11 protein-coding genes are annotated in these 13,661 nt (G+C 55.4%); 9 read left to right on the forward strand and 2 right to left on the reverse strand.

All coding sequences use genetic code 11. The annotated features are described in order from the left end of the window. Positions 1–70: 70 nt before the first annotated feature. A complete protein-coding gene (glgX, locus tag BBKW_RS01740) occupies positions 71–2,518 on the reverse strand; it encodes a glycogen debranching protein GlgX (RefSeq protein WP_033500835.1) in 2,448 nt (815 codons plus the stop codon). A gap of 314 nt (positions 2,519–2,832) precedes the next feature. Here glgX and BBKW_RS01745 point away from each other — a divergent pair, with 314 nt between their 5' ends. Next, positions 2,833–3,234 (forward strand): VOC family protein, encoded by a 402-nt coding sequence (locus tag BBKW_RS01745; protein ID WP_003807935.1) that lies wholly within the window; start codon positions 2,833–2,835, stop codon positions 3,232–3,234. A 176-nt stretch (positions 3,235–3,410) separates the two neighbouring features. Here the strand turns inward: BBKW_RS01745 and BBKW_RS01750 are convergent, their stop codons facing one another. Further along, a complete protein-coding gene (locus tag BBKW_RS01750; protein ID WP_231858501.1) occupies positions 3,411–4,541 on the reverse strand; it encodes an ROK family transcriptional regulator in 1,131 nt (376 codons plus the stop codon). 218 nt (positions 4,542–4,759) lie between these two features. On the opposite strand from BBKW_RS01750, the gene BBKW_RS01755 reads away from it, so the two are divergent. From BBKW_RS01755 to rplW, 8 genes are all read left to right on the forward strand, one after another. Continuing rightward, a complete protein-coding gene (locus tag BBKW_RS01755; RefSeq protein ID WP_033500837.1) occupies positions 4,760–6,028 on the forward strand; it encodes an MFS transporter in 1,269 nt (422 codons plus the stop codon). 72 nt (positions 6,029–6,100) lie between these two features. Continuing rightward, the gene (locus BBKW_RS01760; protein ID WP_033500838.1) at positions 6,101–7,141 is read left to right on the forward strand and encodes an NAD(P)-dependent alcohol dehydrogenase; all 1,041 of its coding nucleotides are present in this window, start codon (positions 6,101–6,103) and stop codon (positions 7,139–7,141) included. A gap of 39 nt (positions 7,142–7,180) precedes the next feature. Continuing rightward, positions 7,181–8,152: a helix-turn-helix domain-containing protein gene (locus tag BBKW_RS01765; protein WP_033500839.1), complete on the forward strand. Its 972-nt coding sequence runs from the start codon at positions 7,181–7,183 to the stop codon at positions 8,150–8,152. A 353-nt stretch (positions 8,153–8,505) separates the two neighbouring features. Then, positions 8,506–11,235 (forward strand): bifunctional acetaldehyde-CoA/alcohol dehydrogenase, encoded by a 2,730-nt coding sequence (adhE, locus tag BBKW_RS01770; RefSeq protein WP_033500840.1) that lies wholly within the window; start codon positions 8,506–8,508, stop codon positions 11,233–11,235. Between the two features lie 478 nt (positions 11,236–11,713). Then, entirely contained in the window at positions 11,714–12,022 is a 309-nt protein-coding gene (gene rpsJ / locus BBKW_RS01775) for a 30S ribosomal protein S10 (protein ID WP_003808013.1), read from the forward strand. Positions 12,023–12,039: 17 nt separating this feature from the next. Beyond that, entirely contained in the window at positions 12,040–12,681 is a 642-nt protein-coding gene (gene rplC, locus BBKW_RS01780; protein ID WP_003836003.1) for a 50S ribosomal protein L3, read from the forward strand. Between the two features lie 6 nt (positions 12,682–12,687). Continuing rightward, entirely contained in the window at positions 12,688–13,353 is a 666-nt protein-coding gene (gene rplD, locus BBKW_RS01785; protein ID WP_022245323.1) for a 50S ribosomal protein L4, read from the forward strand. Between the two features lie 5 nt (positions 13,354–13,358). Further along, the gene (rplW, locus tag BBKW_RS01790) at positions 13,359–13,655 is read left to right on the forward strand and encodes a 50S ribosomal protein L23 (protein ID WP_003808021.1); all 297 of its coding nucleotides are present in this window, start codon (positions 13,359–13,361) and stop codon (positions 13,653–13,655) included. The last annotated feature ends 6 nt before the right edge of the window (positions 13,656–13,661 follow it).

Genomic DNA, 13,661 nt, shown 5'->3' on the forward strand with positions numbered 1-13,661 from the left:
AAACCCCTCGGAAATTCGTTTTCCGAGGGGTTTCTTGGTATTCGAACGATTCAGGCAGCGCTTGATGGAATCAGGCGGTCGGCATCTGCTTCATCGCACTGATGCTCAACGCCGGGAGCGTCCACAATGTCGGATCGTCTTCCGACAATCCATCGTCGGCGGATTGCAGATTTGCTTCATTGTCTTGCACCTGCCAGTACATCATATTGATGCGGTGCAGATGATTGCGCAGTCTACCTGCCGGCTTGTTTTCCGACTCTGCGTCGAATTCCGACACCCGTTCGATGGACGTTCCTAAACCGGGATATTCGCCGACGATCTCCGATGAAGACCAGACCATCTCCCATTCAATGCCTTTCGGAAGATGGAAACGTGTGACTTCGTCGGAACCATTGATCAGAATTAGCAGGCTCGGCTCGTCGGGGGAGAGCAGTTGCATGGCGAACGAGCGTACGGCAGGATTCGTCCAATCCGAATCGTCCGGCATCTGCCCGTTCGGAAGATACCAATGCACGCGATCGGATTTCTTCAGCAAACCGATTTTGCTCAGGCGCGTGAAGAAATCCTCATGACTGTACAAATCGTGGGATTTTCGCAACGTGATTAAACGTGACGTTAGATTGAATTGCTTCAATTCCGGCGTCTGCTCGGTGCTGTACAGCCAATCCCAATCAAGCCATGTAGTGTCATTGTCTTGCGTGTAGGCGTTGTTGTTGCCGTTTTGCGAATTGCCGAATTCGTCACCGGCGAGCAGCATTGGCGTACCCAACGACAGTAAGAGCGTGCCCAGCAGGTTCATGATGGCACGCTGGCGCTGCTGCACGATGATTTGGTCGCTGCTGGGGCCCTCATGCCCGAAATTGACGGAATGGTTGTTGTTTGTTCCGTCGTGGTTGTTTTCGCCGTTGGCTTCGTTGTGTTTGTTCTTGTACATGGTCAGGTCGGCAGTGGTGAAGCCGTCGTGGCAGGCCACATAGTTCACGGAGGCGGTCGAACCGCGGCCGGGGTCGGTGGCGAACAGGTCGGAAGATCCGCATAGGCGTGTGGCCATGTCTTGCATGGTCATTTCGCCGTATTCGCCGCCGCGTGTGCGATCCACGTCGGTCAGCCAGAATTTGCGCGTGCAGTCGCGGAAACGGTCGTTCCATTCTGCGAAAGGAATGCCGAATTCGCCGGTGCGCCAGCCGTTCGGGCCGCAATCCCATGGTTCCATGATCATTTTGAGATTGCCGAGCAGCATGTCGGAGCGCAAGGCGTACAGGAATGGATGGTAGCGGGTGAATTCACCGTCGAGACGTGCCAGCGTCGCCGCAAGATCGAATCGGAATCCGTCGATGCCAATGCGTTTGGCCCAATAGCGCAACGAATCCACGGCGAACGTGGTGACGTGCGTGTTGGTGAAATCAAGCGTGTTGCCGCAACCGGTGGTGTCGTACAGACGGCTGATCTTGTCTTTGGTGCGTCGGTAGTACGAGAGATTGTCAAGGCCTCGCCAGCAAATGGTCGGGCCTTCGGGGCCTGATTCGCAGGTGTGGTTGTAAACCACATCCATAATCACTTCAAAGCCGGCCTCGTGCAATGCGCGCACCATGTCGATGACTTCTTGCCGTACTGCGGCCGCGCCTGCCTCTTGCGAGCGTTTGGTAGCATATGAGGATTCGGGGGCGAAATATCCGAGTGTGGAGTATCCCCAGTAGTTGGTGCGTCCTCGTTCCTGCAGGAAGAGTTCCGATTGTTTGGCTTGGATCGGCAGCAGTTCGATGGAGGTGACGCCCAGATCCTGCAGGTATGAGAGCGTGGCCGGGTGTGCGAGGCCCGCGTAGGTGCCGCGAAGTTCTTTGGGCAGCCATGGCGCGTTGGCGGTGAAGCCTTTGACATGCAGCTCGTAGATAACCGTTTTGCTCCACGGAACGTGTGGATGCGAGGGCTCTCCTACGTGTTTGTCGATGGCGCGGTCGTCTATGGCTACGGAAACGGGCATGCGCCCTACCGAGTCGATGGTGCTCATCGGTCCGAAGGGGGAGCCTTTGACCTTGCCGTTGACGATTTCGCATTCGTAGGCGAATGCGCCTGGATCGAGTTTCATCGATCCTTCGATGCCTTTGGCGTATGGGTCAAGCAGCAGCTTGTAGGGGTTGAAACTCACGCCATGATTGGGATCCCATGGGCCGTTGACGCGGTATCCGTATTGCATGCCGTCCCATGCTTGTGGCACGTGCACGTACCACAGTCCGTAGTTGGGACCGTCCATGCGGAACAGTGTTTCGCGAAGATTGAGCGAGGGAATGCGTCTGGTGCAGATGCGCTGTTTTTTGGCCTGATCGATGAACGTGAGTCCGGGTTCGTTGAACAGCCGTGCGGCGTCGGCATAGAAGGCGCTCGGTTGGTCAAGTGGTTCAAGTACGCAAAACCACACTTGGTCTGCTGTTTCTGAGCGGACAACGGCGTCCGCGCCACCATCGTCGGTGAAATAGAGACCTGGTCGGGTTGCGTAGCGGTGCAAAGGTGGGTTCTTCATAACCTCATTCTAAACACTTTGAAATTATCTGTTGACTTGCTATGTCGAGGCTGTCGGCGCTCGTGCCGGTCTGATCCAGCCGTGAGCTTGAACTCGAGCAGGTGCAGGACTTCCTCGACGGCAAAATCGCCGCCGCTTCCAAGGCTGTCGTCAAAATCGGTGCCAGACACTGTCTATTCGTCCTGAACAGCTTGGAATTAGCGAAAAAGTATCACGACATGACGGCAAATGCGCCGCCGACATCGCCGCATAGCGCATATCCTAATCACAAAAGGGAAAAACAATCGTATTCATCGTCATCAGGAGGTAATTTTATGGCGAAAGCAATGTCTGAATTCACTACCGATCTGCAGCATTCCGGCATGCCGGCGAAGGATCTCGACGAAACCATCGAATTCTATACGAAGAAGCTTGGTTTCGAACTGGCCGGACTGTTCCATAACGGCGAAAACCGTTGTGCATTCCTGCGTTACGGCCATCTGACCATCGAAACGTGGGAGGGTGATCCGGCTCCGCTGACCACTGGTGCCATCAACCATTGGGCATTCGACACTCCCGACATCGAAGCCGCATTCGAAAACGCGAAGGAACTCGGGCTGAATTTCAAAGATAACGAAATCCAGCATATCGACAGCTTCTGGGAGCATGGCATCCGCTACTTCAACGTATACGGACCGAACGGCGAAACCATTGAATTCTGCCAGATCGTCAAATAACTATCGTTAGATGATTAATGATTAAATAATCGTTGAAAATAATCGTTGAAAACAAATACAACAAGCGATACAGACGGAAGCAAACAAAGAAGCGTGCGCTGAACCTTATATACGGGTTCGGCAGCACGCTTCTTTTTGTTATGCAATCGATGCGATTAATATGTGCGCAAAAGCGGTCACATATCGCATAGTTCGCGTACGTACGGCTCCACAAAACGCAGGGCTGCGCCGATAATGTCTTGATGGTCGAGCGCCATTCCCTTGCGCAGGGTGAAATCCGTGGTGCCGAATGGCGTATGTTCCACCACACGTTCGCGTAGTCCGGCCATATCGTCATCATCGAGATATTGTGCTGCCTCACCGCTGATGATCACGTCACCGGCCAGTACCGAGCGAATATTCGTTACCGCCAGCGCCACATAATCCAGCCATTGTGAGAATCGTTTGCGATGCTCCTGCTCGCCTTGTTCCAACACCGAGAAGAAGCCGGGCAGGCTTTCGCCATCTTCCATCAGCGTTTCCGGCGAGCAATACGTATCCATGCAGCCCTGTTGCCCGCAGTAGCAGGTGTTGCCTCCTGGAATCAGCGTCATATGTTCGATTGAGCCATTGCATTGGTTTGGCCCCTGGTAGAGCGATCCGTCTACGATGACCGCGCCTCCGGGTCGTCGCTCGAGGTAGATGCAGACGGCATCCTTCAGATTGTGGTCGAACCAGAGTTCCGCCATGGCAGAAGCGTCGGAATCGTGAATCATCAGCGACGGATAGTTGAGGCCGTGGCTGAGTTCGCTGAGTTTCAGGCCGGTGTTGTTCATGATTTTGCCGAAGGTGATCGACTGTCCGTCTGCCGATACGATGCCTTGCATGCAGAAGGCCACGCCCAGCACCGTGCTGCCTTGTTTCGCCAGTTCTTGCGCGAAATCGTTGATGATGCCGTTCATGCGCTGGTAGTAGGCGTCGTTGTTGCGATAGGGGAGTGTGCGCTGTCTGGTGGTCACGGATTTGCCGTTCAGATCAATGGCGATGGCCGTGATTCGTGTGGTTTGGATTCGCACGCCGATAGCCACGCTGGAGTGTGCCGCGAATTCGTAGATTTGCGCTTTGCGTCCACCGGTGGATTGTTGCATCTCGCCTTTGACGATGAGCCCGTCGGTCTCCATGGCGCGCAGATTCTGCGTGATGGTTGGCAGGCTGAGCCCTAATTCGTGTTCGAACATCTGCTTGGTGGCTGAACCTTGGGTGTAGATGAACGCGGTCATGGCCTTGAGATTGGCTTCTTTGACTGATAAGGCGGATTGGGCTTTCACTGGTTGATCCTTCCTGCGCAACTTCTTTTCCAAGATTACTTCATAAAAGTCCTTTCCTTATGTCTTGTGTTGTTCTGAGATATCAGGTATTGCAAAAAAGTATCAAAAAAAGCTGTGCATAAAGGATTTTCTGCCACTTTTCTGCGTCGAAAATATGTTTATCAACAAAAAAAGTTGAGACGGTGACAACGACGTTCTACCAAGAAAAGAGACATGTTATGAAGATAGGTCTGCCGCGCACGCTATTGGCCGGCTTGGTCGCCATAGCGGTGTTCATGACTGGCGATGGCTTTGAATTGACTTTTTTGTCCAAATACATCGTGGACCAGGGATTCAGCTCTTCGCAATCGTCGCTGATGTTCACCATGTACGGGCTGATGGCTGCGCTTGCCGGCTGGGCGTCCGGTGTGCTAGCTGAAATGTTCGGTGCCAAACGCATCATGCTTATCGGCGCGAGCGCCTGGGTTGTTTTGCACCTGCTGTTCGTTGGTGTGGCGCTGCCGAGCGGCGTCTATCCGCTGATGTTAGGCGTGTATGCGTTGCGGGGTGTTGGCTACCCGCTGTTCATCTACTCGTTCGTGGTGTTAATGGCGCAAACTATCGATCCTGCCAAGCTCGCGTCGGCCATGGGGTGGTTTTGGGCCGCATACTCGTTCGGCATTGGCGTGTTTGGCGCATATTTGCCGAGTTTCACCATTCCGCTGGTGGGCGAGTACTATTCGCTGTGGCTTTCGTTGCCGTTTTCTATAGCTGGACTGCTGATTTGCCTGCTGATGGTGCCGAAAAGCAAAGGTTCTGGCACCTCTTCCATGAGCAATGCAGACAAGCTGCGCGAGCTTAGTCGAGGAGTCACCATTCTGGTGCATAATCGCCAAATCGCTTTGGCTGCGGTGGTGCGTGTGATCTGCAATCTGACGTTGTATGGCTTTCCTGTCATCATGCCACTCTACTTGGCCACTACCAACAATGGCGGCGGCGCTTGGTTTAAGGTTTCGCAATGGAGTCAGATTTGGGGATTCCAGTTTGTGGTCACCATTTTCGGCAATGTGTTCTGGGGTCGTATGGGCGATTCGCATGGTTGGATGCGGCAAATGCGCTGGTTTGGCTGCTGGTTCTGTGTGATCGGCACGCTGGGCATGTATTACATTCCGCAGTTTTTCGGGGCGAATATGGTGCTTATGTGTGCTGATGCGGTTGTTCTTGGATTGGGAATTTCCGCTTTCGTTCCTATGGGAGCCGTGTTTCCCGCGTTGGCGTTGGAACATAAGGGTGCTGCGATTTCCGCGCATAATTTCGCTTCCGGCCTGGCTACGTTTTTCGGTCCTCTGATTGCGACGGTGCTGGTTTCCACTATCGGATTCGGCGGCGTGTGCTGGACGTATGCGATCTGCTATGCGATCGGATCGTTGGTCACGTTCGGCATTCATCCTCATCAACCCGGATTTGACGATCGCGGCCGTCGCATTGCCGTGATCGAGCGTAACTAATCGCAATTGAATATCAATTGCTCGATCATCATTTTTCTCAAAAAACATCATTATCCACAAAGGAGAATAATCATGAAGGCAGTCGTTCTCGAAGAGCAGGGCGTCATCAATGTGCGTGAGGTGCCTGACGTCCCCGCACCTGGTCTAGGCGAGCTGAAGATCGCGCCGCATACCGTTGGTGTGTGCGGTTCCGACCTGCACTATTACACTTATGGTCGCGTGGGCAAATATGTGGTGGAGCAGCCGATGATTCTCGGTCATGAGGCTTCCGGCACGGTGGTTGAGGTCGGTCCTGGCGTCGAAGGCTTCAAGGTGGGCGATTGTGTGGCCATGGAGCCCGGCATTCCGGATATGAGTTCGCGTGCCAGCAAACTGGGCATGTATAACGTCGATCCTGCGGTGCGTTTCTTTGCCACTCCGCCGATTGATGGCTGCCTGTGCGAAACGGTGAACCATCCTGCGGCGTTCACCTACAAGCTGCCCGACAATGTGAGCTTCGGTGAGGGTGCGCTGCTTGAACCGTTGGCTGTGGGCATGTGGTCCGCCACCAAGGCTCGTATCAAGCCGGGCGATGTCTGCGTGGTCACCGGATCGGGCACGGTCGGCATGCTGACCGCGTCGTGCGCGTTGGCAGGTGGTGCTTCCAAGGTGCTGATTTCTGATGTGTCGGCAATCAAACTGGCGATTGCGGCTCAGATTCCAGGTATTATTCCGGTGGATCTCACCAAAGAGGATCTGGTGGAGCGCGTCCGTGAGGAAACGGGGGGCTGGGGTGCTGATGTGGCTTTCGAGTGCTCGGGCTCGCCGAAGTCATACGAGACATTCTGGAAGCTGATTGCTCCCGGTGGCGCTGCCGTTATCGTTGGCATTCCGGTCAGTCCGGTGGCTATCGACATTACGGAACTGCAGGCTACCGAGGTGCGCATCGAAAATATCTTCCGTTATGCCAATGTGTATCAGAAGGCCATTGACCTCGTGGCTAACGGTAAACTGAATCTGAAGCCATTCATCACCGACACCTATGCGATGGAGGATGCCAAGGCGGCGTTCGATCGCATGGCCGAGGGGCGTCCTGGAGATATTAAGCTGCAGATTACCGTGAATAACGACTGACGTTACGCACTTTACGGAACGACGAAAGGGGTCTAGGCCATGGGTGCTGTTGTGCAAGTCAACGATAATCGGCATGGGAAGGCGGCTTTGGCTCAGACCTCTTTTGGTGGATTCGTGCCGAAAGGTGGAAGTTCGAACGATTCCGGCGTATTGGAGATCATTGTGCCGGACGCGCAGGCTTCGGTGCGTTGGGTGAAGCATGGCTACCCAAGCTCGTTGGCGAAATGGCATCATCATCCTCATATTGAAATTCATCTGATTCGGGAAGGTACCGGATTGATGATGGCAGGCAATGCCGTTGTTCCGTATGAGGCCGGGCAGGTTGCGCTGATTGGTTCGAATCTTCCGCATAATTGGGTGTCCGACATCGCTCCGGGGGAGCGGCTTCGTCAGCGTGATGTGGTGTGCCATGTGCGTCCGGAAACCATACGTCTGCTGATGTCTGGATTTCCGGAAACGTCTGGTTTTGCAATGGTGTTGAGGCGCGCTGGGCAGGCGTTGGTGCTGAGCGGTGAATCCGCTCGTCAGGCCGGTTCGATTCTGGAAAGCATGGAGGAACATAGTCTTGCTTGCCGTGTTAGTGATCTGATTCGTGTGTTGGATGTGTTCGCGCATGCTCCCGCAGATGAATCCTATACAGTGGTTGCGTCCGGATACGATCCGGCTGTATGCAGTGGTGCGGAAAGTGTGGTCAACGATGCCATTGAGTACATTTCCTCGCATCTGAGCGGTGAAATTAGCCTGGATCTGGCCGCTCGTCAGGCCGGAATGAGTGTTTCGGCTTTCTCTCGTCTGTTCAAAAGGGCCGCAGGAATAAGGTTTTCGGATTTTGTTCGACGATTGCGTATCGGGCATGCATGTAGATTGCTGACGACCACGAATCAAAGCGTCGCGTCGATTCGTCGTGCTTGCGGATATGGAAACGCTTCAAATTTCAATCGTCGCTTCTTTGAAGAAACAGGCGAAACTCCTACTGGCTGGCGGAAAAAATACATTGGACGGACAAGATAAGTAAATAAACTTTGTAAAAGTTTGATATGATTGATATCATATAGAAAATACTTTTATAAAAGATGAGGAGGTGAGACTTGAGAAAGTGTGTGTGATTTATGATAAAAAGCAACAAAAACGCTCAAAATGATGTTTTTAAAGCTTTTTCTCTTCACAAAAGAACGCAATATAAACATTAAATGAACAGAATATAACATTTCTCTTGCGACACGACACAGTGGAAAATCATATTGCATACTCACTAAAGTGTGTCCTAGGTCACAAAAGACCAGCAACGCGTCCATCCGCTTCGAGGTGGGTGGAATAACGGGAAACTACTTTGCAAACCCCCAAAGAATCGAGGAGGACTTCAAGTGGCAGACGCAAAGAAGGAAGAGCCGACCAAGCCGACTCCGGAAGAGAAGCTCGCCGCAGCCGAGGCTGAGGTCGACGCTCTGGTCAAGAAGGGCCTGAAGGCTCTTGACGATTTCGAAAAGCTCGATCAGAAGCAGGTTGACCGTATCGTCGCCAAGGCTTCCGTCGCAGCGCTGAACAAGCATCTGGTGCTCGCCAAGATGGCCGTTGAGGAAACCGGCCGTGGTCTGGTGGAAGACAAAGCCACTAAGAACATCTTCGCCTGCGAACACGTCACCAACTATTTGGCCGGACAGAAGACCGTCGGCATCATTCGCGAAGACGATGTCATGGGCATCGACGAGATCGCCGAACCGGTCGGCGTCGTCGCCGGCGTGACCCCGGTCACCAACCCGACCTCCACCGCCATCTTCAAGTCGCTGATCGCACTGAAGACCCGCTGCCCGATCATCTTCGGCTTCCACCCGGGCGCGCAGAAGTGCTCCGTAGAAGCCGCCAAGATCGTGCGCGACGCGGCCATCGAGGCAGGCGCTCCCGAGAACTGTATCCAGTGGATCGAGCACCCGTCCATCGAAGCCACCGGCGCCCTGATGAAGCATGACGGTATCGCCACCATCCTCGCCACCGGTGGTCCGGGCATGGTCAAGGCCGCATACTCCTCCGGCAAGCCGGCCCTCGGCGTCGGCGCTGGCAACGCTCCGGCATATGTCGACAAGAACGTTGACATCGTGCGCGCCGCCAACGATCTGGTGCTCTCCAAGCACTTCGATTACGGCATGATCTGCGCCACCGAGCAGGCCATCATTGCCGACAAGGAAGTCTACGCTCCGCTGATCAAGGAACTCAAGCGTCGCAAGGCCTACTTCGTGAACGACGAAGAGAAGGCCAAGCTCGAGCAGTACATGTTCGGCTGCACCGCATACTCCGGCCAGACCCCGAAGCTTAACTCTGTGGTGCCGGGCAAGTCCCCGCAGTACATCGCCAAGGCCGCAGGCTTTGAGATTCCGGAAGACGCCACCATTCTTGCCGCCGAGTGCAAGGAAATCGGCGAAAACGAGCCGCTGACCATGGAGAAGCTCGCTCCGGTCCAGGCCGTGCTGAAGTCCGACAACAAGGAACAGGCCTTCGAAATGTGCGAAGCCATGCTCAAGCATGGTGCAGGCCACACCGCAGCCATCCATACCAACGATCAGGCTCTGGTCCGCGAATACGGCCAGCGCATGCACGCATGCCGCATCATCTGGAACTCTCCGAGCTCCCTCGGCGGCGTGGGTGATATCTACAACGCCATCGCACCGTCGCTGACCCTCGGCTGCGGCTCCTACGGTGGCAACTCCGTGTCCGGCAACGTCCAGGCAGTCAACCTTCTCAACATCAAGCGCATCGCTCGGAGGAACAACAACATGCAGTGGTTCAAGATTCCGGCCAAGACCTACTTCGAGCCGAACGCTATCAAGTACCTGCGCGACATGTACGGCATCGAAAAGGCCGTCATCGTGTGCGATAAGGTCATGGAGCAGCTCGGCGTGGTCGACAAGATCATCGACCAGCTGCGTGCACGTTCCAACCGCGTGACCTTCCGTATCATCGACTACGTTGAGCCGGAGCCGAGCGTCGAGACCGTCGAGCGCGGCGCCACCATGATGCGCGAGGAGTTCGAGCCGGATACCATCATCGCAGTCGGCGGTGGTTCTCCGATGGACGCATCCAAGATCATGTGGCTGCTGTACGAGCACCCGGAAATCTCCTTCTCTGATGTGCGTGAGAAGTTCTTCGATATCCGCAAGCGCGCCTTCAAGATCCCGCCGCTGGGCGAGAAGGCCAAGCTCGTGTGCATCCCGACCTCTTCCGGCACTGGTTCCGAAGTCACGCCGTTTGCTGTGATCACCGACCATAAGACCGGCTACAAGTACCCGATCACCGATTACGCGCTGACACCGTCCGTCGCCATCGTCGATCCGGTGCTGGCACGCACCCAGCCTCGCAAGCTCGCGTCCGATGCCGGTTTCGACGCCTTGACCCACTCCTTCGAGGCATACGTCTCCGTCTATGCCAACGATTTCACCGATGGCATGGCGCTGCACGCAGCCAAGCTGATTTGGGACAACCTCGCCGAGTCCGTCAACGGCGAACCGGGCGAAGACAAGATCAAGGCCCAGGAGAAGATGCATAATGCCGCCACCATGGCCGGCATGGCATTCGGCTCCGCATTCCTTGGCATGTGCCACGGCATGGCCCACACCATCGGTGCTCTGTGCCACGTTGCCCACGGTCGTACCAACTCCATCCTGCTGCCGTACGTCATCCGCTACAACGGCTCCATCCCGGAGGAACCAACCAGCTGGCCGAAGTATAACAAGTACGTCGCTCCGGAACGCTACCAGGAGATCGCCAAGAACCTTGGCGTGAACCCGGGCAAGACTCCGGAAGAGGGCGTCGAGAACCTGGCCAAGGCCGTCGAGGACTACCGTGACAACAAGCTCGGCATGAACAAGAGCTTCCAGGAGTGCGGTGTGGACGAGGACTATTTCTGGTCCGTCCTTGACCAGATCGGCATGCGTGCCTACGAAGATCAGTGCGCTCCGGCAAATCCGCGTATCCCGCAGATCGAGGATATGAAGGATATCGCCATTGCCGCCTACTACGGCGTCAGTCAGGCGGAAGGCCACAAGCTGCGCGTCCAGCGTCAGGGTGAGGCCGCCACGGAAGAGGCTTCCGAGCGCGCATGAGTCACCTCGCATATATAGGTCATCGATATTGATTTATATATAAGGTACTTGCGTTACATCGATAGACGCTATTGATAACGAGGAATTCGATTGGATCTGTTCAATCGAATTCCTCGTTTCTGTATTATAGAAAAGCATTTTCGGATGATGTTGCATCATGATCGCAACCGACGATCAGCAATGTGCATCGCATTCGTTTTCAGGGACTTGAAAACAGGACTTGAGACTGCGACACGCGAGGATTTCTTAAGACTACCCCTGATGCTTAAATAAAGAAGTTGCCTGATTTTAGGGCTCGCAAATTGGAATTAAAAAAGCGAGCGTGGCACAGTGATCACGAGAGTGAACACTGCATAGCTGCGCACTGATGTGGTATGGCCACGGAACTTCCACGGTTCCGGGGGCTTCTACGCCGGTGCCCTTTGAGAAGCAGGCTGGTAAACAGTAACTAACGAATCGCTAGAAAGGGCGGAAGGCAATGGCGGGACAGAAAATCCGCATCAGGCTTAAGTCCTATGACCATGAGGTCATCGACCAATCGGCGAAGAAGATCGTCGAAACGGTGACGAACGCGGGCGCAACTGTGGTTGGCCCGGTTCCGCTCCCGACCGAGAAGAACGTGTTCGTCGTTATCCGTTCTCCTCACAAGTACAAGGATTCTCGCGAGCATTTCGAGATGCGCACTCATAAGCGTCTCATCGACATTGTGGACCCGACCCCGAAGGCCGTGGATTCCCTTATGCACATTGATCTGCCCGCAGACGTGAACATCGAGATCAAGCTGTAAGGGAGGAGGGAACCATTATGTCTAATCGCACCGCACTGCTGGGCAAGAAGCTCGGCATGTCTCAGGTCTGGGACGAGAACGGTTTCTTCGTTCCTGTGACCCTCGTTGATGTCTCCACCAACGTGGTGACCGCTGTCAAGTCCGAAGAGTCCGACGGCTACAAGGCTGTTCAGCTTGGCTACGGCCAGGTTGACCCGACCAAGGTGACTAAGCCGCTCGCCGGTCACTTCGCCAAGGCTGGCGTCACCCCGCGTCGTCACCTCGCTGAGGTCCGTACTGATAACGCCGAAGAGTTCGAGCCGGGTCAGGAGCTGACCGCTGAGCTGTTCCCGGAGGGTACTCTGGTCGACGTGACCGGTACCACCAAGGGCAAGGGCTTCGCAGGCACCATCAAGCGCTGGGGCTTCAAGTCCTATCGTCGTACCCACGGCTCTCACAAGAACGAGCGTCGTCCTGGCTCTGTCGGCGCATGCGCTACCCCGAGCCGTATCCTCAAGGGCAAGCGTATGGCTGGCCGCATGGGTCATGTGACCAACACCACGCTGAACCTCACCATCGTTTCGTCGGATGTTGAGAACGGCGTGCTCGCCATCAAGGGCGCCATCCCGGGCCCGAAGGGCAGCATCGTTCTCGTCCGTTCGGCAGTGAAGGGAGCCTGATAAATCATGGCAAACGTTACTCTGAACGTTACCGATAACCAGGGCAATGCAACCGGAACCGTCGAGGCTCCGGCTGAGATCTTTGGCTTCTCCGCCGAAGAAGTCCAGTCCCGTATTCCGCTGATTCACCAGGTTGTGGTGGCCCAGCGCGCCGCTGCTCGTCAGGGCACCCATGCCACCAAGACTCGCGGCATGGTTTCCGGCGGTGGCCGCAAGCCGTGGAAGCAGAAGGGCACCGGTCGTGCTCGTCAGGGCTCCATCCGCGCACCGCAGTGGTACCACGGTGGCACCGTGTTCGGTCCGCAGCCGCGTGACTACTCCCAGCGCACCCCGAAGAAGATGAAGGCCGCTGCTCTCAAGTACGTGCTTTCCGATCGCGCCAACGCAGGTCGCGTGGCAGTCGTGGACTTCGGCGTTTCCGAAGCCCCGTCCACCAAGGCCGCTGTTGCCGCTCTTACCCCGGTGACCGAGAACAAGTTCACCACCGTGGTGCTCTCTCGCGAGAATGTGAACGAATGGCTTTCCGTTCGTAACATCCCGACCGTTCACCCGATCTTCGCCGATCAGCTCAACACGTACGATGTGGTCACCGCTCAGTACGTGGTCTTCTCCAAGGAAGGCTTCGACGCTTTCCTTGCTGCGAAGGCTGAGCCGGCTGCAAAGGAGGCCTGATTTTCATGGTCGCTATTCACAAGCCCGCACACGACATCATCCTCAAGCCTGTCGTTTCTGAGAAGAGCTACGCTCTGTCCGATCGCGGTCAGTACACCTTCGTGGTGGCTCCGAACGCGAACAAGGTTCAGATCAAGCAGGCAATCGAAGAGATCTTCAATGTCAAGGTGACGAACGTCAACACCCTCAACCGCGCCGGCAAGCGTCAGCGCACCCGCAACGGTTTCGGCCAGCGCGTCAATCAGAAGCGCGCCATCGTGACCGTCGCCGAGGGCCAGACGATCGACATCTTCGGTAACTGAAGGCTA

The sequence above is a fragment of the Bifidobacterium catenulatum subsp. kashiwanohense JCM 15439 = DSM 21854 genome (genome assembly GCF_001042615.1).
GTDB lineage: Bacteria > Actinomycetota > Actinomycetes > Actinomycetales > Bifidobacteriaceae > Bifidobacterium > Bifidobacterium catenulatum.

Bases quoted from the DNA above. Each gene is read 5' to 3' on its own strand.
- glgX (WP_033500835.1), bottom strand. From the start codon at position 2,518: ATGAAGAACCCACCTTTGCACCGCTACGCAACCCGACCAGGTCTCTAT.
- BBKW_RS01745 (WP_003807935.1), top strand. From the start codon at position 2,833: ATGGCGAAAGCAATGTCTGAATTCACTACCGATCTGCAGCATTCCGGC.
- BBKW_RS01755 (WP_033500837.1), top strand. From the start codon at position 4,760: ATGAAGATAGGTCTGCCGCGCACGCTATTGGCCGGCTTGGTCGCCATA.
- BBKW_RS01760 (WP_033500838.1), top strand. From the start codon at position 6,101: ATGAAGGCAGTCGTTCTCGAAGAGCAGGGCGTCATCAATGTGCGTGAG.
- BBKW_RS01765 (WP_033500839.1), top strand. From the start codon at position 7,181: ATGGGTGCTGTTGTGCAAGTCAACGATAATCGGCATGGGAAGGCGGCT.
- rpsJ (WP_003808013.1), top strand. From the start codon at position 11,714: ATGGCGGGACAGAAAATCCGCATCAGGCTTAAGTCCTATGACCATGAG.
- rplC (WP_003836003.1), top strand. From the start codon at position 12,040: ATGTCTAATCGCACCGCACTGCTGGGCAAGAAGCTCGGCATGTCTCAG.
- rplD (WP_022245323.1), top strand. From the start codon at position 12,688: ATGGCAAACGTTACTCTGAACGTTACCGATAACCAGGGCAATGCAACC.
- rplW (WP_003808021.1), top strand. From the start codon at position 13,359: ATGGTCGCTATTCACAAGCCCGCACACGACATCATCCTCAAGCCTGTC.